We start from the raw sequence: 19,730 nt of genomic DNA, 5'->3' as shown, positions 1-19,730 counted from the left end.
CGTGCCCATCTCCCCCAACCAGGGATCGTCCGGCGGCGGACAGAGCGTCGTCATCACCGGCAGCAACCTCGGTGGGGCCACGGCCGTGCACTTCGGCTCCAAGCTGGCCACCATCACCGCCAACACGGCCACCTCGGTCACCGTCACCTCCCCCTCCGGCAGCGGGGTGGTCCAGGTGACCGTGACCACCCCGGGCGGCACCAGCGACCCGCTGAACTTCTACTACGTCGGCGCGCCGTTCAAGGCCGCGCTCAGCGACAGCTCCGGGCCGCTGGCGGGCGGCAACACCATCACCATCACCGGTACCGGGCTGTCGACCGCTACCGCCGTGCACTTCGGGCCCAACACCGCCACGCCGACCGTCGTCAGCGACGGTGTGATCACCGTCGCCGTGCCCGCGGGCGCGGCGGTCGGATCCGTCGGGGTGAGCGTGACCACCGCGGGCGGAACCAACAACGGCTTCACCTACACCTACGTGGACGTGCCCACCGTGACCGCTTTCACCCCCGGCTCGGGCCCGGCCTCCGGCGGCACCGCGGTCACCATCACCGGCACCTCCCTGAGCACCACCCAGTCGGTCACCTTCGGCGGCCAGTCCGCCCCCTTCGTCGTCATCAGCGACACCACCATCACCGCCGTCGCGCCGCCCACCCTCGACGGTGCCCCCGGGCCGGCCAACATCACGGTCACCAACGCGGCCGGCAGCGTGACCGCCGCGACCCCGTTCCAGTACCTCGCGGGCCCGGGGATCTGAGCCAGGATTCAGGCACTGACCACCTGAACCGCGGCCAACGAGGCCGTCTGCCCGGGCGGGACCGCATCGGTCCCGCCCGGGCGGATCCCGTCCCACCGCACCCGGTGCCCGATTCCTCGGCCGGCCCCGGATGAACGGGGTGGCCGCCTGATCGCGCGACAGGACCGGCGCGTTCGCAGGGCGTGATCTTCGTCGCATCATGGAAGCGATCCGGTACGTCGACCGCACCGGCGTCCCTGGCGCTACCTCCCGCACGACTTCGCTCCATGGGAGACCGTCTACGGATACTTCGCCGCCTCGCAGAAAGACGGGGGCGTTCGCCCGAACTCAACGGCCCTCCGAGGCGCTTGGCACGAGAACGGGCGTGATCCCGAGCCGGGCGCCCGCGCGCTGGATTCCCACAGCGTCAAGACGAGCCGTGCCTTGCCGGTGAAGGAGAGCGGGGACGGCGGACGGAGAGCCGGGAAACCACCTCACGTCGGCCTGCAGAGCGTCCAACGGTACGGCCGATCCGAATACCGCTCCCGGACGGTTCGGGGAGAGCAGCGAACCGCCGCCGAGGACGCCCACGTGCAGCGGATCGTCGCGACCCGGACCGACGCACGCAAGGAGGCCGGCTTCGGCCCGCACCGCTGGGCGACAGGGCTGCGGGTCTTCACTGCGGCAGCGACCACCGTTGGTGCGGCGGGGCCGGTCGGTCAACCGGCTTATGGCGGTCTCGACTTGGATGGGAACCGAGGAGCCGTCCTGGGCATGCCTGCGGAGACTGCGGCCAAAACTGGGTACAGCCACGTCAACGGCCTTGAGGCCGCTGATCGCTGTGGTTGCACGGGTAGGCCGGCGACTCGGCCGGTACCGGGCTGGTGAGGGCTCTGACACGGTTGTGGGACTGATCGACCCGGCCGGACCGTGAAACAGTGCGCGAACCGCCCATGCCGCGGATCGCCGTGCGCCACGTGGGGCGCGACTCCAGAACTTCACTTCCACGAGAGCGGAGACGGCGTCCACTCGGGTCGGAGCGTCGATCGCACCCCAGCCGCCGGGCCCCAGCCGGACGCTTCGCGGTGCTTCCCGGCCGGGATGAGCAATTCCGAACGGCAGGAGGTGGGGAATTCGTCCGTCCGTGGCCGCGCCGCCTCTTGGGCCGCAGGCGGGGAAGTCGCGATCTTGCCAGGTGGGGAATAAGCATGCAAATTCCGCACGGACAGGTCTGTTTTCGCTGATCAGCGCCGGTTGCGCGCTGCGACATAGGCCATTTTCCGTATTGCGGGAGATTCCCCAGACGTTGAGCCAAGCGGGTGAAAGCAGGCCGGAAGGCTTGTCATCGATTTCACGGCTCTGGATTACTTTTCTGTATCCAACCGGCGGGCCGCCCATCCCTCCCCGGGGGAACGTGCAGCCGACGCCCGCTGTGCTTCAGGCGGCGGTGACGTGGGCTCGCGATGGGCACCCCCGTGGAGGATCTGGATCCATCTGCCGGCGCCGTCTCAGCGGTGCCGGCAGATGCGGCGGCTTACATACGCCAGGAGGCGTTATGCAAGCAATCCGAAGGTTCCGAAGCGTGCTGGCCCGTGCGGCGACCGGGTGGTCTGCCGGTTTCTCTCCCTCGTACCGTCGAACGACGACTTCAGTGCTGTGGCGCTGGGGGCTTCTGTTGGGGTGGTACGTACCCACGGTGTTGGCAGGAAGTCAGTCCGTATGCGAACCGTCGACGGCGGAAAGCGTGCCCGCAGCCGCCTACGACCAGGTTTTTGAGCAGGACTCCGGCAGGATGCGCTCGGTCGAGTCCGTCCGTGGAAAGCACAGACGGCGCCGAGGGCGGATCGGTCGAGGACGGCGTTTCAGTCGCACGGACGAGCGTCCCGATGACAGCGCCCCGGGCAAACGGCGGTGAGCTCCTCCACGGGGACAAACAGGCTCTTTCGTATCGGCCCACGTGGGTCAACGGCACTTCCGGGCCACAGTTCATGACGTCAGACCACGACGTACCTCGACTGCCTGCGAGTCGGACAACGAGCTCGTCGGTCGGCCAAGCGTCGTCGTGCCGGTCACTCGGGCCCGACCTCGGGGCCCACCGGTGAGGGCTCCCCGGAACGAATCCGGCGACCTCTCAGCCGAATCTGACCGGTGACGGGCCTGCGTCGCTCGCGGACGTCTCGGAGGCCAGGCCGACGGTCATCACCGTACCCGGGACCGCCGATGCCCAGGACATTCACCACTGGTGGGACCCAGGCGAGCGCGCTCACCCGCACCTCGCCACCGGGGACTCTGATGACCGGCGGCCCGCGCTCGCACTCGACACGGCGGTCGGGAGTCGGCACAAGCCCCAGTTCGGGCGGGGCTGTCCCCCCGCTCAGCGGCTCACCACCCCTGACGAGCCCCGGTCGATGTTCCCTCCGTCGACCGGGGCTCCCCCCTCGGCGCCCGTCGCGTCCCTGGGCAGATAGCCGACGCTTCAGGCGATTCGTGCACGCATGACATCCGTCAACTCGGAGACTGTACAACCCATGGGGGCAAGTCATGGTTGATCACAACATTCCAGTGATCGATTCGGTCAGTCCGGTGTCGGGGGCGGCGGGGTCGGTGGTGACGCTGACGGGCAGCGGGTTCTCGGGGGCGACGGCGGTGCGCTTCGGTGCCGTCGCCGCCTCGTCGTTCACGGTGGTGTCGGACACGCAGATCACCGCGACGGTGCCTGCGGGCTCGGGCACGGTGCAGGTGACCGTGGTGGCGTGGTGGTGGGGGGCGACCAGTAACAGTGTCGCGTTCACGTACGCGGTGGCCGTTCCGGTGCTTGCTTCGGTCAGTCCGGTGTCGGGGGCGGCGGGGTCGGTGGTGACGCTGACCGGCAGCGGGTTCACGGGGGCGACGGCGGTGCGCTTCGGTGCCGTCGCCGCCACGTCGTTCACGGTGGTGTCGGCGACGCAGATCACCGCGACCGTGCCGGCGGGCTCGGGCACGGTGCAGGTGACCGTGACCACCCCCGGCGGCACCAGCAACGGTGTCGCCTTCACGTACGCGGTCGCCGTTCCGGTGCTTGCTTCGGTCAGTCCGGTGTCGGGGGCGGCGGGGTCGGTGGTGACGCTGACCGGCAGCGGGTTCACGGGGGCGACGGCGGTGCGCTTCGGTGCCGTCGCCGCCACGTCGTTCACGGTGGTGTCGGCGACGCAGATCACCGCGACCGTGCCGGCGGGCTCGGGCACGGTGCAGGTGACCGTGACCACCCCCGGCGGCACCAGCAACGGTGTCGCCTTCACGTACGCGGTCGCCGTTCCGGTGCTTGCTTCGGTCAGTCCGGTGTCGGGGGCGGCGGGGTCGGTGGTGACGCTGACCGGCAGCGGGTTCACGGGGGCGACGGCGGTGCGCTTCGATGCCGTCGCCGCCACGTCGTTCACGGTGGTGTCGGCGACGCAGATCACCGCGACCGTGCCGGCGGGCTCGGGCACGGTCCAGGTGACCGTGACCACCCCCGGCGGCACCAGCAACGGTGTCGCCTTCACGTACGCGGTCGCCGTTCCGGTGCTTGCTTCGGTCAGTCCGGTGTCGGGGGCGGCGGGGTCGGTGGTGACGCTGACCGGCAGCGGGTTCACGGGGGCGACGGCGGTGCGCTTCGATGCCGTCGCCGCCACGTCGTTCACGGTGGTGTCCGCGACGCAGATCACCGCGACCGTGCCGGCGGGCTCGGGCACGGTGCAGGTGACCGTGACCACCCCCGGCGGCACCAGCAACGGTGTCGCCTTCACCTACGTTCCCGTTCCCCAACTGGTGAGTGTCGTTCCCACGGCGGGGCCGACCTCGGGTGGGAGCACGGTCACGCTGACGGGCAGCGGGCTGAGCGCCGCCACCGCGGTCACCTTCGGGTCCGCGCCGGCCGCCTTCACCGTCGTGTCGGACAGCGACCTGGTCACCACGGCCCCGGCGGGCTCGGGCACGGTCCAGGTGACGGTGACCACCCCCGGCGGCACCAGCAACAGCCTCACCTACACCTACATCGCCCCACCGGTGGTGACCACGATCGTCCCGTCTCAGGGACCGGCGTCCGGTGGCAATACGGTCACGCTGACGGGCAGCGGGTTCACGGGGGCGACGGCGGTGCGCTTCGGTATCGTCGCCGCCACGTCGTTCACGGTGGTGTCCGCGACGCAGATCACCGCGACCGTGCCGGCCGGAGGGCCCGGGCCGTCCGGCGTCACCGTCACCACGGCCGGTGGCACCAGCCTCCCCGTGCCCTACTACTACCTGAGCAACCCCCAGCTCACCGCCGTGGTCCCCGACGATGGGCCTGTTCTCGGCGGAACCACCGTCACCGTCACCGGCAGCAACCTGCTGGGGGCGACGGCGGTGCGCTTCGATGCCGTCGCCACCACGTCGTTCACGGTGGTGTCCGCGACGCAGATCACCGCGACCGTGCCGGCGGGCTCGGGCACGGTGCAGGTGACCGTGACCACCCCCGGCGGCACCAGCAACGGTGTCGCCTTCACCTACGTTCCCGTTCCCCAACTGGTGAGTGTCGTTCCCACGGCGGGGCCGACCTCGGGTGGGAGCACGGTCACGCTGACGGGCAGCGGGCTGAGCGCCGCCACCGCGGTCGCCTTCGGGTCCGCGCCGGCCGCCTTCACCGTCGTGTCGGACAGCGACCTGGTCACCACGGCCCCGGCGGGCTCGGGCACGGTGCAGGTGACGGTGACCACCCCCGGCGGCACCAGCAACAGCCTCACCTACACCTACATCGCCCCACCGACGATCTAGGGTCGCCACCACTTCCGAGAGCGGCGCGGACATCGGGATCCCGTCCCGACCGAGCGTCTGACAAACAGTGAGCTCCGACAGCAGCCGCGCTGTCGGAGCTCACTGTTCTCATCCCGCCGGATCGTGTCGCGCACGGACCGGCGGTCGGCCGCCGTCCTACAGGTAGGTGTAGGAGGAACCGTTGCTGGTGCCGGCGGGCGTGACCACCGTGACGGGGACGGTTCCGGTTCCGGGCGGGGAGACGGCCAGGACGGCGCCGTCGCCCAGCACGGTGAAGTTCGCGGCGGGGGTGGCGCCGAACAGGACCGACGTCGCGCCGGACAGGCCGTGACCCACGATCAGGACGGGCAGGCCACCCATGGCCAGGCCGATCGGCGGCACGAGCGCGAGGATGGTCGGCGGGGCCGGCAGCTGGTAGGTGTAGCTGAGGTTGTTGCTGGTGCCGGCGGGCGTGACCACCGTGACCGGGACCGTCCCGGTCCCGGGCGGGGCGACGGCCGTGATGGCCCCGTCGAACTGGACGGTGAAGCTGAGCGCGGGGGTGGCGCCGAACAGGACCGCCGTCGCGCCGGTCAGTCCGGCGCCGACCAGGAGCACGGGGTTACCCCCGGTCGTCGGACCCTGCGAGGGGACGAGCGCGAGGAGAATCGGGGACATAGGATTCCTCTTTTCCGATTTCCGAACGCCAGACAAGGCCATTGTGGCCAAGTCGACGAGGCGTTTCACTCACGGTAGGTTCGGGCGCCACCGGGTGGCAATAGGGAATTTGATAAAGGCGGGAGCAAAGCCGGCATCGGGGGCGCACAATATCTTCGACGCCTCACCGAAGGAAGTCTGTCACGACAAAAGACTTGCCGCTGGACACTTTAGGCGAGCGCGAGCGAGCGTCTTCCCAGGCGACCGTCGAAGAGTTCTCGAAGATCCGGGCAGGAATCATGATGAGAGCGCCTGGAAAGTGGGGAGAAAACCTGCGGAAGTCGGCCAAGCCAGCCCTCTGACCTGCAACTATATCAATGACATGGCGCAGCCTGGAGAGCATGGCGAAGTATTCGTATTTATCCTCGCCAGCGACTCCTGGCCGGGCTTTATTCAGATAACATCACGGCTTCTATGGCACTCCCGCGACCTGCGGACTACGATGCAAGTGCGCCCCTGGCGCACTTCATGCGCTGTTGAGCTCCCTGGGTTAACCCGCCTTCCCTTCGGGTATTCAGGGTGTGCGCCGTCAATCGGATGCTTGATCCTCCTCGAAGAATTCTCTAGCGGCCTTGAATGGGTGAGGTGAGTTCCACGGCCCACTGTCTGCTCGTCTTTCTCAAGGGCGGCCCAAGTGACATTCCTGAGATCCAGGAAGTGAAATCCGGAAGCACTGTGAACCGGTTGACGATTCCTCGCGGAAACGGCTATGAGCACTTCGAGATCACGCAGGACTTCAAAGACGTCGGGGGCGTACTGATGCCCGTCTACCAGTGGTCGTACCGGACCGCCATCGCCGAGTAGCTCCCGTCACCGTCTCCCCCAGCATCCGACGCCGGCGCCGGGCCCGGGAGCCGCACACCAACGCGGCGCCGTCCCACATCACCCCATCCCCACACCCCGAGGTGAGCAATGATCAGCGACCTTCCCGCACCGGTACGGAACGAGCGTCCGCGCCGCACTCTCGGGTGCGCGTCGTGAGCGGGCCCTCCAGCGCGCGCCCACGAGGCGCCACCGGCGAGCGGGACACCATGGTCACCGGCATGGGGTTCTGCCTGCCGGGCGAGGAGCAGCCGCTGTTCACCGCGGACGAAGTCTGGAACGTGGCCGCCAACGGCCGCTCGTGCCTGAAGCACCACGGCGTCTACTACGGCTCCGTCGATCTGCCGGACACGGCCTTCGCGGAGCGCCTGCCGGACCTGCCGGGCATCTTCTCCCAGCACTACACCAACGCGCACCGCTATGGGCTGCTGTCCCTCGTGGAAGCCTGCGCGGACGCCCAACTGAGCATCCGGGACGGTGACCTCACCGACGCCGCCGTCCTGGTCGGGCGCGGGGGCATCGATGCCAACGTCTCCAGCTACCTCGAAGTCCTGCACGCCGACGCGCGCACCACCACCCCGCACCAGGCGATGGAGCTGTTCGTCAGGGCTCAGCAGGGACTCACCCCTTCTGACGTGGCACTGGTCCAAGGGGCGCTGATGCGCACGACCGGCCCCTGCTTCACCGTCTCGTGCGGTTGTGCGTCCTCCGCCGTCCAGATCGGCAACGCCCGCCGCATGATCGCGGACGGTGACATCGACCTCGCCGTCGTCACCGGCGTCGACGTGTTCGGTGTGGACGTGATCCAGAACGTCCAGCGTCTGCTGCACGGTGCCCAGCGTGCCTACGACTCCGTCCGCGTCGACGGCATGCCCGAACTCCTCCCTGCCTTCGACCGGGTCATGAGGCCCTACGACCGGCGGGCCGACTGCGTGAACCACGGGGAGGGATCGGTGACCCTGGTGCTGGAAAGCCGCGACCGCGCCCAGCGACGCGGGGCGTACACCTACGGCCAGGTCCTGTCGCACGGTATGACCCGCGACGGCCTGTCCAATCCGCTCGCAAGCGACGAGAACGGCGCGTCACTGGTCGCCGCCATCCGCAAGTGCCTCGGCGACCGGTGGGACATCGGCCAGATCCCCTACATCCACGGCGGAAGCGACGGCGACGTCGTCGTGACCGCGTTCGAGGCGAACGCGGCCAGGCAGCTCTACGGCGACGCTGTCGAAGACCTCCTGATGACCTCCCAGGAAGCCTGCTTCGGCCACAACGGCGCCCCGGCGGGAGCTCTGGGCGTCGCCCTGACCCTCCTGATGCTGGAGCAGGGAGAGGTGTGCCCCACCGCGAACTGCGAGGAGCCGGCCGACAACATCTGCTTCGATCCCGTCCCCGGCCTCCACACCCGGCGCCTGGAGTTCGACTACGCACTGACCTGCAACTACCAGATCGGAGGTGTCAAGAGCGCGATCCTGCTGGGCAGTTCGGACGTCGACTGACCCCCGGCCTCCGGCGGCCACATCGCCGGACGACGAGCGCTCCCCACCCCCGTTCGCGCAAGCGCGTAGGAGACCATGCGATGAGCCACGCAGAGAACCCGAGAGCCGCCGATGCGCACATCGCCATCGTCGGCATGGGATGCCGACTTCCCCGCGACATCGACTCGCCCGCCGCGCTGTGGCGGCTGCTCGAAGCCGGCCAGGACGCGGTCGGCGAACCGCCGATAAGCCGCGCGGGGCACGTGGAAGCCGCCCCGGCCCACGCCGCCCGGCCGATGCCGCTGTGGGGGGGCTACCTTCGCGACGTCGCCGGTTTCGACGCCGACTTCTTCGGGGTCTCGGGCAAGGAGGCCGACGTTCTGGACCCCCAGCACCGGCTGCTCCTGGAAGTGACGTGGGAGGCGCTCGAACACGCCGGACTCCCGCCGGAGCGACTGGCGGGAACCTCAACGGGACTGTTCTCGGGACTGAGCTACACCGACTACATGGAGGCCCTCTCCGGCCAGCCCAGTGAACTCGAGGGCGCGATCCTGACCAACGGGCACTGCGTCGCCCCAGGGCGCATCTCCTACCTGCTGGGCCTGCAAGGCCCTTGCGTGGCGCTGGACACCGCGTGCTCGTCCTCGCTCGTGGCGGTCCACCTGGCCTGTCAGGCCCTGCGGAACGACGAGTGCGATCTCGCGCTGGCCGGCGGTGTCACCCTCATGCTCGGCGCCAGGACGACGATGTCCTTCGCCCGCATGGGGATGCTCTCGCCCACCGGTCGCTGCCGGACCTTCGACGCGGCCGCGGACGGCTTCGTACGCGGCGAAGGCTGCGGCGTCGTCGTCCTCAAACGCCTTGAAGACGCGCTACGGGACGACGACCGCGTCCTGGCCCTGGTCCGCGGCTCGGCCGTCAACCAGGACGGCCGCTCCGATGTCCTGGCCGCGCCCTCCGCCGAGGCCCAGCAGGCCCTCTACCACCAGGCCCTCGCCCGATCCGGAACCGACCCGCGCGACGTGGGCCTGGTGGAGACGCACGGCACCGGCACACCCGTCGGCGACCCCGTCGAGTTCTCCAGCCTGGCCGCGGTCTACGGGGTGGGACAGGGGCGCTGCGCGCTGGGTTCGGTGAAGACGAACGTGGGCCACCTGGAACCGGCGGCCGGCGTCATCGGCCTGATCAAGGCAGTGCTCTGCCTCCAGCGCGGGCTCGTCCCGCCCAACCTGCACTTCACCCGGTGGAACCCGGCCATCAGCGCCGAAGGCACCCGCCTGTTCGTCCCCACCAACCTGTCCGCCTGGCCCACCCGGACGGCCTCGCGATTGGCCGCGGTGTCCTCCTTCGGCTTCTCCGGGACCAACGCCCACGTGATCCTCGAACAGGCTCCCGCCCGCCGCCGCACCGTCGTCCTCCCCGGCGATCCCACCGCCGGCACTCCCACACACGCGGCCGCCGTCCCCACGGACGCCCCGCCATCGCAGGCGCAGGCCACCTCACCCCACGTCTTCCTCCTGGCCGCCGGCTCCCCGGACGCACTGCCCACCGCCGCCGCACGCCTGGCCCGCTGGCTGGAGACCGAGGGAGCCGCCACCCCCCTGCACGACATCGCCCACACCCTCGCCCTGCGCCGCTCCCCCGGGCACGGCCGGCTCGGCGTGGTGGCCGGCTCCCACCATGACCTGACGCACGCCCTGCGTTCCTTCGAAGCCGGTCGAGCCCACCCCGGCGTCGTTCGCGGCCACGTGGGTGCGGGCGTCAGCCGCCGTCCGGTCTGGGTGTTCTCCGGTCAGGGCTCGCAATGGCAGGGCATGGGGCACGGCCTGCTCCACCACGAGCCGGCCTTCGCCGAGACCCTGGCCGAAGCCGATGCGCTGATCACCGCCGAAACCGGGTTCTCCGTTCTGCGAGCCGTCCGCGACCGCGAACACATCAGCGGCTGCGGCCACGTGCAACCCGCGTTGTTCGCCCTGCAGGTCGCCCTGGCCGCCGCCTGGCGTGATCACGGGACCGAACCGGCCGCAGTCATCGGCCATTCCATGGGCGAAGTCGCGGCCGCCGTCACCGCCGGAGCACTCACCCTGGCCGACGGCGTCCGCGTCATCTGCCGACGATCCGCTCTCCTCACCCGCATCGCCGGAGCCGGCGCCATGGTGAGCGTCGGCCTCGACAGCGCGACCGTAGAGAACGACCTCGCCGCCATCGGCGACGACACGGTGTCCGTGGCCGTCGTCGCCGCGCCCGGCTCGACCGTCGTCGCCGGCACCGTGACCGCCATCCGGCGCCTGACCACCACCTGGCAGGCCCGCGGAGTCGTGGCACGCATGATCGACGTCGACGTCGCCTCGCACTGCCCCCAGGTCGACCCGCTGCTCGCGGACCTCGCCGCTGAGCTCGCCGAGCTCACCCCCAGCCGACCGACCGTCCCCTTCTACACCACCGTCCTGGACGACCCCCGCGACACCCCGATCTTCGACGCCGCCTACTGGTGCGCCAACCTGCGCCGCCCCGTACGCTTCAGCGCCGCCGTGGCCGCGGCCGCCGCCGACCGCCACCAGGTGTACCTCGAGATCTCGCCCCACGCCGTCGTCACCCGCCCCCTGTCCCAGAGCCTGACCGGCCTGCTCCACGAACCCGTGATCCTGCCGACACTACGCAAGGGGGAAGACGACCGCACCACCTTTCGCACGCAGCTCGCCGCCCTGCACTGCGCGGGAGTCGGCGTCGACTGGTCCCGCCTCTACGCCGGCGGCCGCCTGACCGACGTGCCCGCGCTAACCTTCGACCGTCGACCCCACTGGACCGACATCACCCGGCCCCGAGCGGCCTCCCAGCACACCGAAGACGCACCCGCCGCCCTGCCGGGCACACACACGGAGGTGCCCGGCGACCAACCCCGCCACACCTGGCACGCCGACACCGGCACCGACGTCCTGCCCTGGATGGCCGACCACCGTGTCCACGGCCAACCGGTCCTGCCCGGCGCCGCCTACTGCGCCCTGGCGCTGACCGCGGCCGGCGAGGTCTTCCACGGCGCCGCGCACGATGTCGAAGCAACCGACATCCACTTCCGCGAGCTGATGCACCTCGACGCCCGCACGCCCATCGGCACGACCGTCACCCTGACCGGCGCCGACCGCGCCGACTGCGAAGTCTTCGGTCAGGACAAGGACGGAACCTGGGTACGGCAGGCCACCGCGGTTCTGCGTCGCATCGACGCCGCCCCCCGGACATCGGCGTGCTCCGTGGCCGCACTGACCGCCGACCACCCCGTCGTCCTGGATCCGCACGCCCTGTACGAGAGCCTGCGCGCACGGGGCCTGGAGCACGGCCCGGCCTTCAGCGGCATCACCGAGCTGCACACGTCCGCCCAGGGTGACAGCTTCTGGGCCGGCGTGACGCTGCCGGAGTCGGCGCGGACCGCCCGCCACGGACTGCGGATTCACCCCGTCCTCCTGGATCTGTGTGCCCAGCTCGTCGTCGCCGGCCTGATCCACGAACCAGGCAACGGCCTGGTACTGCCCGTCCAGATGCACGCCATGCGAATACTCGCGGCCCCCGAGGACGCCCGCTACGCGCACGCCCGGCTCACCCATTGCGCCGCGGACAGCATCGTCGGAGACGTGCGACTGCTGGACGAGGCGGGAAACCCCCTCGTCGAGATCGACGCACTGCGCTTCATACGCCACGGCGCACGGGCCGACGAAACCGTCGACCGATGGTTCCTCGAAACCCGCTGGCAGCCCGTACCGCGCCGGGAGAACCTCGAACCGGCCGGCCCGGGACCCTGGCTCGTCATCGGCGAGGCGGACGGATCCGCCCGGGCACTGGCGGACGCCCTCGAGCGCGCCGGAGCACGCACCGACGTCCTCGACGCCCCCGTCGACAGCGCCACCCTCCAGCCGCTCAAGCAGACCATCGCCCGACACTGGGACTCCTCACCCACGCCATGCGTCGTGGTCCTCCTCGCCGCGCCGTCCGCGCCCCAGGACGACGCCGCCGCGATCGCACTGCACCGTACCCGCCGCCTGCTCGCCGCCGCACAGAGCGCGATCGCGCGCAGCGCGCCCACACGCCTGTTCGCTGTCACCCGATCCGCCCACGATCCAGAGCCCGGGCACCCCTGCGACCCCGCCCAGAGCGCCCTGCGCGGACTCGTGCGTGTCCTGACACACGAACACCCGGAGCTACGGGCGACCCTCATCGACGCCGACCCCGCCGACGTCGACCTGCACCGACTCGCGGCCGAACTCCTCACCGACCCCCCCGAGGACGAGATCGCCCTGCGCGGTGACACCCGCCACATCGCCCGGCTGGCCTACACCCCCCTGTCCGAAACCGAACGCGCCACCGCCGTCACCCGCACCGTGCGCTACGGCGCCGACCGCTTCCAGCTCCACGCAGGACGGCTCGGCGACCTCGACGCCCTGCGCCTGACCACCACTCCACGCCGTGCTCCCGGCCCAGGTGAGGTCGAACTGCGCCTCTACGCCGCAGGCGTGAACTTCCGCGACGTGCTCACCGCCATGGGCATGCTGGCGACCGACGACGAAGCGGGCTACCGCATCGGCTTCGAAGCCGCAGGCGTGATCACCGCCGTCGGACCGGGCGTCAGGCACCTGCGAGCCGGCGACGAAGTCGTCGCCGTCGACGTGGGAGGCGGCCTCTTCACCACTTTCACCACCGTGTCCGCCGCTGCCGTCGCCCCCATCCCGGCGGGCCTGTCCGCCGAGACGGCCGCCGGGCTGCCCATCGCCTACCTCACCGCCTGGTACGCACTGCGCCACGTCGCCAGGCTCACCAGCGGCGAGCGTGTCCTGATCCACAGCGCCACCGGTGGGACAGGACTGGCCGCGATCGCGGTCGCGCGGCGCCTGGGCGCCGAAGTGCTCGCCACCGCCGGCAGCGAGGACAAGCGCCAGTACCTGCGCGCAATGGGCATCCGGCACATCATGGACTCCCGCTCACTGGACTTCGCCGAGCAGACCCGCGCCGCCACCGCCGGAGAGGGTGTCGACGTGGTCCTCAACTCCCTCTCCGGACACGCCATCAGGGCCGGACTCGAGACGCTGCGCCCCTTCGGCAGGTTCGTCGAGCTGGGTGTACGCGACATCCTCGCCGACACCCCGCTCGGTCTCGCACCGCTACGGCACAACATCACCATGAGCACGGTCGACCTCGTCGAGCTCCAGCACGCCCGCGCGGGCACCTTCGCCGAGCTGCTGGGCGAGGTCCTGGCCGAATTCGACCGAGGCGGCCTGGCCCCGTTGCCCTGCGGGACCTATCCGCTCGCGCAGGCCGCCGACGCCTTTCGCCTCATGGCCGGTGCCGGGCACATCGGCAAACTGGTCCTGACGGTACCCGGCGAAGGCCACACCACCGCTGTACTGCGCGACCCGCCCTCGCCGGTGCGGGCGGACGGCGCCTACGTCATCACCGGAGGCCTGCGGGGCGTCGGCCTCGCCACGGCCCGCTGGCTGGCGGGCCAAGGCGCCGCCCACCTCGTACTCAACGGACGCACACCGCCCTCGGCCGACACCGAACGGGTCCTCGCCGGACTGCTCGAACAGGGGACCCGTGTCAGCGTCGTACTCGGCGACATCGCGCAGCCCGGCATCGCCGAGCAACTGGTGGCCGAAGCCACCGCCGACGGCGGGACACTGCGCGGTGTCATCCACGCCGCGATGGTCCTCGACGACGCCGCGGTGTCCAACATCACCGACGACCAGCTGGAACGCGTCTGGCGTCCCAAAGTCACCGGCGCCTGGCGACTCCACCAGGCCACCACCGGACTGCCACTCGACTGGTTCGTCCTCTATTCCTCCATGGCCTCCCTGCTCGGCAACCCGGGACAGGGCGCCTACTCGGCCGCCAATGCGTGGCTTGACGCGTTCGCCACCTGGCGCACCGCCCTGGAGCTGCCCACGTTGGCCGTGAACTGGGGCCCCTGGGGCGAAACCGGGGTCGCCACCGACTTCGCGACCCGCGGCTACCAGACCATTCCCACCGCCGACGGGCTCGAGGCCCTCGCGGCACTCCTGGCCCACAATCGCGTACGCACCGGCGTCATCCCCGGCCCGCCGGACACCTGGATCCCCTCGGCCGGCCGAACGTCATCGCTGTTCGCCCTCCTCACGCCAGAGGCGCCCGAGGCCTCCGCGCAGACGGTCGGCCAGGATGCGGCGCGCGACGTCCGACGCGAGCTGCGGGCCGCGGAACCGGGCCTCGCCCGCCGCACGATCCTCGAGGACTACCTGGCCGAACACATCCGCACCGTCCTCCGGCTGGGGGCCAGCACGCTGGATCCGCAGACCCCGCTGAATGCGCTCGGGTTCGATTCCCTGCTCCGCATCGAACTGCGAACCCGACTGGAGGCCTCGCTCGACGTCAGGCTCGCCGGCGACTTCGTCGCGGCCCATCCCACTCTGGCGGCTCTCGCCGACGGCCTCGCACAGCACATCGGCATCGGGCTGACCACCGACGCCCCACCGGATTCCCCCGGTGACGCCGTGCCTCGAGCCGTGGACCTCATCGCTCCCCGCTCGCCGCAGTCGGACCAGCCGCCGGACTCCACAGCCGACACCGGGCCGCTGAGCAAGAACTCATGAGCTCACTCCGGGGTGTCGGCGCGCCAAGCCACTGCCGGACCGCGAAGCACGGGATTCCGCCTTCGCCGGGGGAGGGAACCAGGGGACGACCATGACCTCGACAGACCTGCCACGCCTGGACACGCACGACACGCAGCGGCGACGCCTCACCATGTTCGTGCTGCCGGAGCCCCAGTGCGTGCGGCCCGTACGCCATGCCGTGAAGGCCATTCTCAGCCACTGGGAGATGGCACACCTCACCGACGAGGCCGAACTCCTGACCACAGAGCTTCTGACGAACGCGATCAAACACACCGATAGCGAGCAGCCCATCAGGGTGACGATCGCGCTCGAGCAGCGGTGGCTCGCGATCGGTATTCGAGACCGCTCCGCGAGCGTTCCCCAGTCACATCGGGCAACCGCCTGTCAAGAAGGCGGACGCGGGCTGCTTCTGGTGGAGAGCATCGCCGGCGCGTGGGCGTACCGTTTCCATCTCGACGGAACCAAGACGGTTTCCTGCCGACTGCCGTTGTGAGGCTGCGCGCCGTCCTCACGTGCGCGCGATTCGAGCGTCCTTTAATATGCAGTTCTCGCAACGCTCTGAAGAATCCCCGGAATGCACGGTGGTTATGTTGTGGAGTCGGGACTCAACCATGTTGGGGCGGCGGTGAACCCCGCGTCCCGGGCGAGGGAGGGCGAGTCCCTGCTCTCTGAAATTCCCATGGGAATATCCAAAAAGAAACGTTTCCGCCCCTTGAGCGGTTCTGTTTCATGCCGTAGTTTTCGACCATGCCTGGCGGCCGCCACTAATTCAAGGATATCTGCGGCGGCGAAGTCTGATAGCTAGGAGGTTCGGATGCTCAGTGCAGAGGAATGCAAAGAGGTTTTCGCCTTGCACCAGCAGGGCTGGTCCATCTCTGCGATCGCCCGATTCCTTGGCCGTGACCGCAAGACCGTCAGGGCCTACCTCAACGGAGAGCGGACCGTAGGAGTCCGAGCAGTGACCCGTGATGAGTTCCTGCAGTTCGTCCCGTACTGCCAGCAGCGCCTCGACGACGATCCGCACCTACAGGCGAAGGTGCTCCACAGCGAGATTGTCGAGCTGGGCTACAACCGCGCCTACTCGACCTTCACCCGGGCCATGCGCAGGCACCTGACGCGGCCGCGCTGCGAACCGTGCCACCGCGGGAGGGCCAGCCCCAGCCGCGGCACCTCCGAAGACGTGCAGTTCGACTGGGTACAGCTTCCGCCCCCGCCGGTCGAATGGGACTGCGGGCGCGAGATGCACCTGCTCATGGGTTCGCTCACGCGATCCGGCCGCTGGCGGGCCGCCTTGGCCCACACCGACGACCTCCCGCACTACGTGGAAGCCCTGGACCAGGTGCTGCGTCGCCTCGGCGGCACCGGCGAACGCTGGCTGTTCGACCGGACCCGGCCGGTCTGCTCGACGGCCGGCAAGGTGACCGCCGTCTTCCACGAGATCGCGATCCACTACGGTGCCTCCATCGCGATCCGCCCGCAGATGGAAGCACCCGGCCCCGTCGTCCGCGCCCACCGCTCCGTCGCCCTCCACTGGTGGAACACAGCGGCCGACGAACTCAGCGTGCGGGCGGCCCAGGACAGCCTCGACCGCCTGAGCGAGCGCTCGGACCGTTGGCACCGACGGACGAGTCGCAACGCCCGAGCCCTGCTGCCGCTGCCCTCGAAGCCGTTCCCGGCTCGCATCTGCGTTCAGCGCAGGGTCGATCCTCACGGACGCGTGTCGTTCGAGGGCAACTTCTACCTGCTCCCCCCGGGTCTCGCCGGTAACGAGGTGGGGATCCGCCGACGGCTGGACGAACCGCACCTGTCGATCACCACCACTCGCGGGGCAGTCATCGCCCGCTTCCCGAGAGCTCCGAAGGGGGCAGGCCAGACGGTCGCCGAGCGCAGTGGCCCGATCACTCTGGAACGGCCCAACCGGACCTCCGGCGCCGGGGCGCGCGCCTGGGCGGCGGGAAGAGCCCGTCGTCCGCGGTGTCGGGCCACCATGGACGAGGACCAAGCCCTGTCCCGGCGCGACGACCAGCAGCCCACCAAGCCGCTCGCCCGCGCCCCGGAATCACGAGACGGATCCGCCTCCCCCGCGCGGAGTCGGCTCCGGTACCGCGCATCCGCACCGGAAGGAGCGGATTGACGGCCGCCGAGCGCACCAGCACCGTCTTATGGCTGCGGAGGAGATCAGCCGGGGTATGACTCCGCCACCGGAACCAGCGCACGCCCGGTGAGGCGGACAACGGAAGTGCAGCGCGCCCCACCGCGCCCGACTCACCGCGCACGGATCCTCGGAACGGGTCGGGCCCGCACCTTCAAGACTTCCCGCCGACTTCCCGCCACTGGGGAGGGAGCAGGCAGGCCTGGCAGCGGGTGCCCCCCGTGCCGCCGCCAGGCCAAACCGGATGGACGGAACCAGGGAACACGCCCCGCGTGCCCGTACCGGTGCGTGCCACCCCGCACGGGGCCAGTCGCTCCGGGACAGCGCCCGGAGCCGTCCCGGACGGAACCCCTTGTCCACCGACTTCGTACCCGAGGACTGCTCCGTGCGGTGACGACGACACCGAGCCCAGCGGAATCGGGTGAACCAGGGCATGTCGGGCGACTGTCGTATCAGATGACGGGGCCTCCGAGGTAGGTGTACGTGCTCTGGGTGCTGCCGCCGAGGGTGGTGACCGTGATGGTGATTCCTCCGGCGGGGTGGGGCGGGGCGGTGGCGGTGATCGTCTGGTCGGAGATGACGGCGAAGGCCGCGGGGGTGGTGTCGAAGGTGACTTCCTGGGTGGTGGCGAGGTCGGCGCCGGTGAAGGTGACCACGGTGCCGCCTCCGGTGGGGCCGGCGCCGGGGTGACGGCGGTCGGGGAGGGTGCGTCGAGGTAGGTGAAGGTCAGGCCGTTGGCGGTGCCGCCCGGGGTGGTGACGGTCACGGGCACCGGGCCGGAGGACGGAGCGCTGGGGACGCCGACGGTGACGGCGGTGTCGGTGACGGACTGGATGGTGGCCACCTGGGAGCCGAAGAGCACCGAGGTGGTTCCGGCCACGTCGGCGCCGGTGATGACCGCGGTGCCTCCGCCGGTGACGGGGCCCATGGTGGTGGTGATCCCGGTCAGCAGCGGGGCGGGGAGGTAGTAGAAGGTGCCGAAGACAGCGGTGCCGCCGGGGGTGGTGACGGTCACGGGGACCGCGCCCTGTCCGGCCGGGGTGCGGACGGTGACCGAGGTCGCGGTGTCGGCCAGGATGGTGGCGGGGCTGTTGCCGAAGAGCACGGCGGTTGCGCCGGCCAGGTCGTGACCCTGGATGGTCACGACAGTGCCACCGGCGGTGGTGCCCTGGTTGGGGCTGATGCCGGTGGGCGCGGCCACGTCGTCGGCCGGACCGACCGTCCCGGGCGGGGTGGTGGCGGTGATCTGGGTGCCGCCGGCGTTGACGGTGACGTTGGTGGCGGCGTTGCCGCCGATGGTGACACTGGCGCCGGTCAGGTTGGTGCCGGTGATCGTCACCGCGGTCCCGCCCACCGCCGGTCCCTGGGTGGGGCTGATACCGGTCAGCGTGGGGAAGGGGATCACGCTGACCGAGTTCGGACCGCGGTTGGCGACGTAGACCTTGTTGCCGGGGACGACGGCCGCGCCGTCGGGATGGAGGCCGACCGCGATACTGGGGATCACCACGGTGCCGGTTGCGGTGTCGATCACAGTGACGTCGTTCGTCCCGAAGTTGGTGACGTAGACGTTGCCGTTGGACGCGACCGCCACCCCGCGTGGGCCGCTGCCGACGGGAATGGGGCTGCCGATGACGGTGTCGGTCGCGGTGTCGATCACCGTCACATTGGCCCCGCCCTCATTGGCGACATAGGCGTTGCCGTTGGGCGCGACAGCGACCCCGAACGGGCCGGTGCCCACCGGGATCGATGTCAGCGCCATGGGAACGATCGATGGTGCGAGACCGCTCATCACACCCGCGGCAACTGCTTCCGGCCTGTGCTCGGTCGATATGCGGGCGATCGACGGTTCCTGCGGCTGCTGGACGTCCGGACGCATGCGGACCCCTTTCGGGTAAGGGCCGCCCGGCCCAGCGCCAGCCTCTTTCAGGCTTCGGCACAGGCCCTCGAATCCCCCGGGACGCCACAGCACGAACGCAAAAGGCTGTCCACCCCGAGAAGGGATGGGTAGCCCACCAGTTCGAATCACCCTCTTCCCCGTATCGGCGGCCATTGAAACACACAAGGGATTCGGGCACTTGCCGTGCTGTCGAGATCTTTCATGGCGCACCGCGTTCTGCGGCACCGAAGCCGACACCGTCGACGTTGCCGTGGAAACGCTCTGCACGATGTGCGTGGAGCAACTCACTGGTGGTCTGGGGCGGGTAGCCAACGAGACTCCCTGGCTGGTTGCTTGAGACATGAGACATCTCGCTCAACCGCCCGGGAGCCTCGTGCGTTCAGCCCTCACCCCAAGCGACAGACCGTCACACGACCAGTGCCCGCCCTGACAAGGATCAGCGCGGTACGGAAACGGGTAGCCGGCCTTCGGAGTGTCATCCGAAGGCCGGCAGCGCCGCCGGGTTGATCAGGCGGTGTAGGTCATGGTTCCGGCGGACACCGTGCCACCCGGG

Annotated in this window: 9 protein-coding genes and 3 pseudogenes; 9 read left to right on the top strand and 3 right to left on the bottom strand. The window is 70.2% G+C overall.

What is annotated here, in order from left to right:
- The first annotated feature begins 1 nt into the window (after position 1).
- The 3 genes and pseudogenes from ACIRYZ_RS42655 to ACIRYZ_RS42645 all read left to right on the top strand — a co-directional run bounded on the left by ACIRYZ_RS42655 (position 2) and on the right by ACIRYZ_RS42645 (position 5,503).
- Positions 2-754 carry an IPT/TIG domain-containing protein gene (locus ACIRYZ_RS42655; protein ID WP_402954043.1) on the top strand — a complete coding sequence of 251 codons (753 nt, stop codon included), beginning with the start codon at positions 2-4 and terminating at the stop codon, positions 752-754.
- Positions 755-3,274: 2,520 nt separating this feature from the next.
- Positions 3,275-4,198 (top strand): annotated as a pseudogene (locus ACIRYZ_RS42650) (IPT/TIG domain-containing protein); the annotation flags it as partial.
- A gap of 9 nt (positions 4,199-4,207) precedes the next feature.
- Positions 4,208-5,503: an IPT/TIG domain-containing protein gene (locus ACIRYZ_RS42645; protein ID WP_402954053.1), complete on the top strand. Its 1,296-nt coding sequence runs from the start codon at positions 4,208-4,210 to the stop codon at positions 5,501-5,503.
- Between the two features lie 156 nt (positions 5,504-5,659).
- On the opposite strand, the gene ACIRYZ_RS42640 is transcribed toward ACIRYZ_RS42645, so the two are convergent.
- Entirely contained in the window at positions 5,660-6,160 is a 501-nt protein-coding gene (locus ACIRYZ_RS42640) for an IPT/TIG domain-containing protein (protein WP_402954042.1), read from the bottom strand.
- A 624-nt stretch (positions 6,161-6,784) separates the two neighbouring features.
- On the opposite strand from ACIRYZ_RS42640, the gene ACIRYZ_RS42635 reads away from it, so the two are divergent.
- The 6 genes and pseudogenes from ACIRYZ_RS42635 (at position 6,785) to ACIRYZ_RS42610 (ending at position 17,262) form a co-directional block, all read left to right on the top strand.
- Entirely contained in the window at positions 6,785-7,003 is a 219-nt protein-coding gene (locus ACIRYZ_RS42635) for a DUF5988 family protein (RefSeq protein WP_402954041.1), read from the top strand.
- 227 nt (positions 7,004-7,230) lie between these two features.
- A complete protein-coding gene (locus tag ACIRYZ_RS42630; RefSeq protein WP_402954052.1) occupies positions 7,231-8,517 on the top strand; it encodes a beta-ketoacyl synthase N-terminal-like domain-containing protein in 1,287 nt (428 codons plus the stop codon).
- Between the two features lie 80 nt (positions 8,518-8,597).
- The gene (locus ACIRYZ_RS42625; protein ID WP_402954040.1) at positions 8,598-15,107 is read left to right on the top strand and encodes an SDR family NAD(P)-dependent oxidoreductase; all 6,510 of its coding nucleotides are present in this window, start codon (positions 8,598-8,600) and stop codon (positions 15,105-15,107) included.
- Positions 15,108-15,198: 91 nt separating this feature from the next.
- On the top strand, positions 15,199-15,621 hold the full coding sequence (locus tag ACIRYZ_RS42620) for an ATP-binding protein (protein ID WP_402954039.1): 423 nt from the start codon (positions 15,199-15,201) through the stop codon (positions 15,619-15,621).
- 321 nt (positions 15,622-15,942) lie between these two features.
- Positions 15,943-16,083, top strand: a pseudogene (locus ACIRYZ_RS42615) (helix-turn-helix domain-containing protein); the annotation flags it as partial.
- Between the two features lie 3 nt (positions 16,084-16,086).
- Positions 16,087-17,262: a Mu transposase domain-containing protein gene (locus ACIRYZ_RS42610; RefSeq protein ID WP_402954051.1), complete on the top strand. Its 1,176-nt coding sequence runs from the start codon at positions 16,087-16,089 to the stop codon at positions 17,260-17,262.
- A gap of 470 nt (positions 17,263-17,732) precedes the next feature.
- Here the strand turns inward: ACIRYZ_RS42610 and ACIRYZ_RS42605 are convergent, their stop codons facing one another.
- Positions 17,733-17,936, bottom strand: a complete 204-nt coding sequence (locus ACIRYZ_RS42605) for an IPT/TIG domain-containing protein (RefSeq protein ID WP_402954050.1) — start codon at positions 17,934-17,936, stop codon at positions 17,733-17,735.
- Between the two features lie 119 nt (positions 17,937-18,055).
- Positions 18,056-19,039: pseudogene (locus tag ACIRYZ_RS42600) on the bottom strand (IPT/TIG domain-containing protein); the annotation flags it as partial.
- Between the last annotated feature and the right edge of the window lie 691 nt (positions 19,040-19,730).

This window comes from Kitasatospora sp. NPDC101155 (assembly GCF_044768305.1).
Taxonomy (GTDB): Bacteria; Actinomycetota; Actinomycetes; order Streptomycetales; family Streptomycetaceae; genus Kitasatospora.
Note: the sequence above shows the minus strand (reverse complement) of the source record. Positions and strands in the feature narration are given on the sequence as shown.

What these genes read in the sequence shown, in the direction of transcription:
- ACIRYZ_RS42640 (WP_402954042.1), bottom strand. Translation starts at nt 6,160, where the DNA reads ATGTCCCCGATTCTCCTCGCGCTCGTCCCCTCGCAGGGTCCGACGACC.
- ACIRYZ_RS42630 (WP_402954052.1), top strand. Translation starts at nt 7,231, where the DNA reads ATGGTCACCGGCATGGGGTTCTGCCTGCCGGGCGAGGAGCAGCCGCTG.
- ACIRYZ_RS42625 (WP_402954040.1), top strand. Translation starts at nt 8,598, where the DNA reads ATGAGCCACGCAGAGAACCCGAGAGCCGCCGATGCGCACATCGCCATC.
- ACIRYZ_RS42620 (WP_402954039.1), top strand. Translation starts at nt 15,199, where the DNA reads ATGACCTCGACAGACCTGCCACGCCTGGACACGCACGACACGCAGCGG.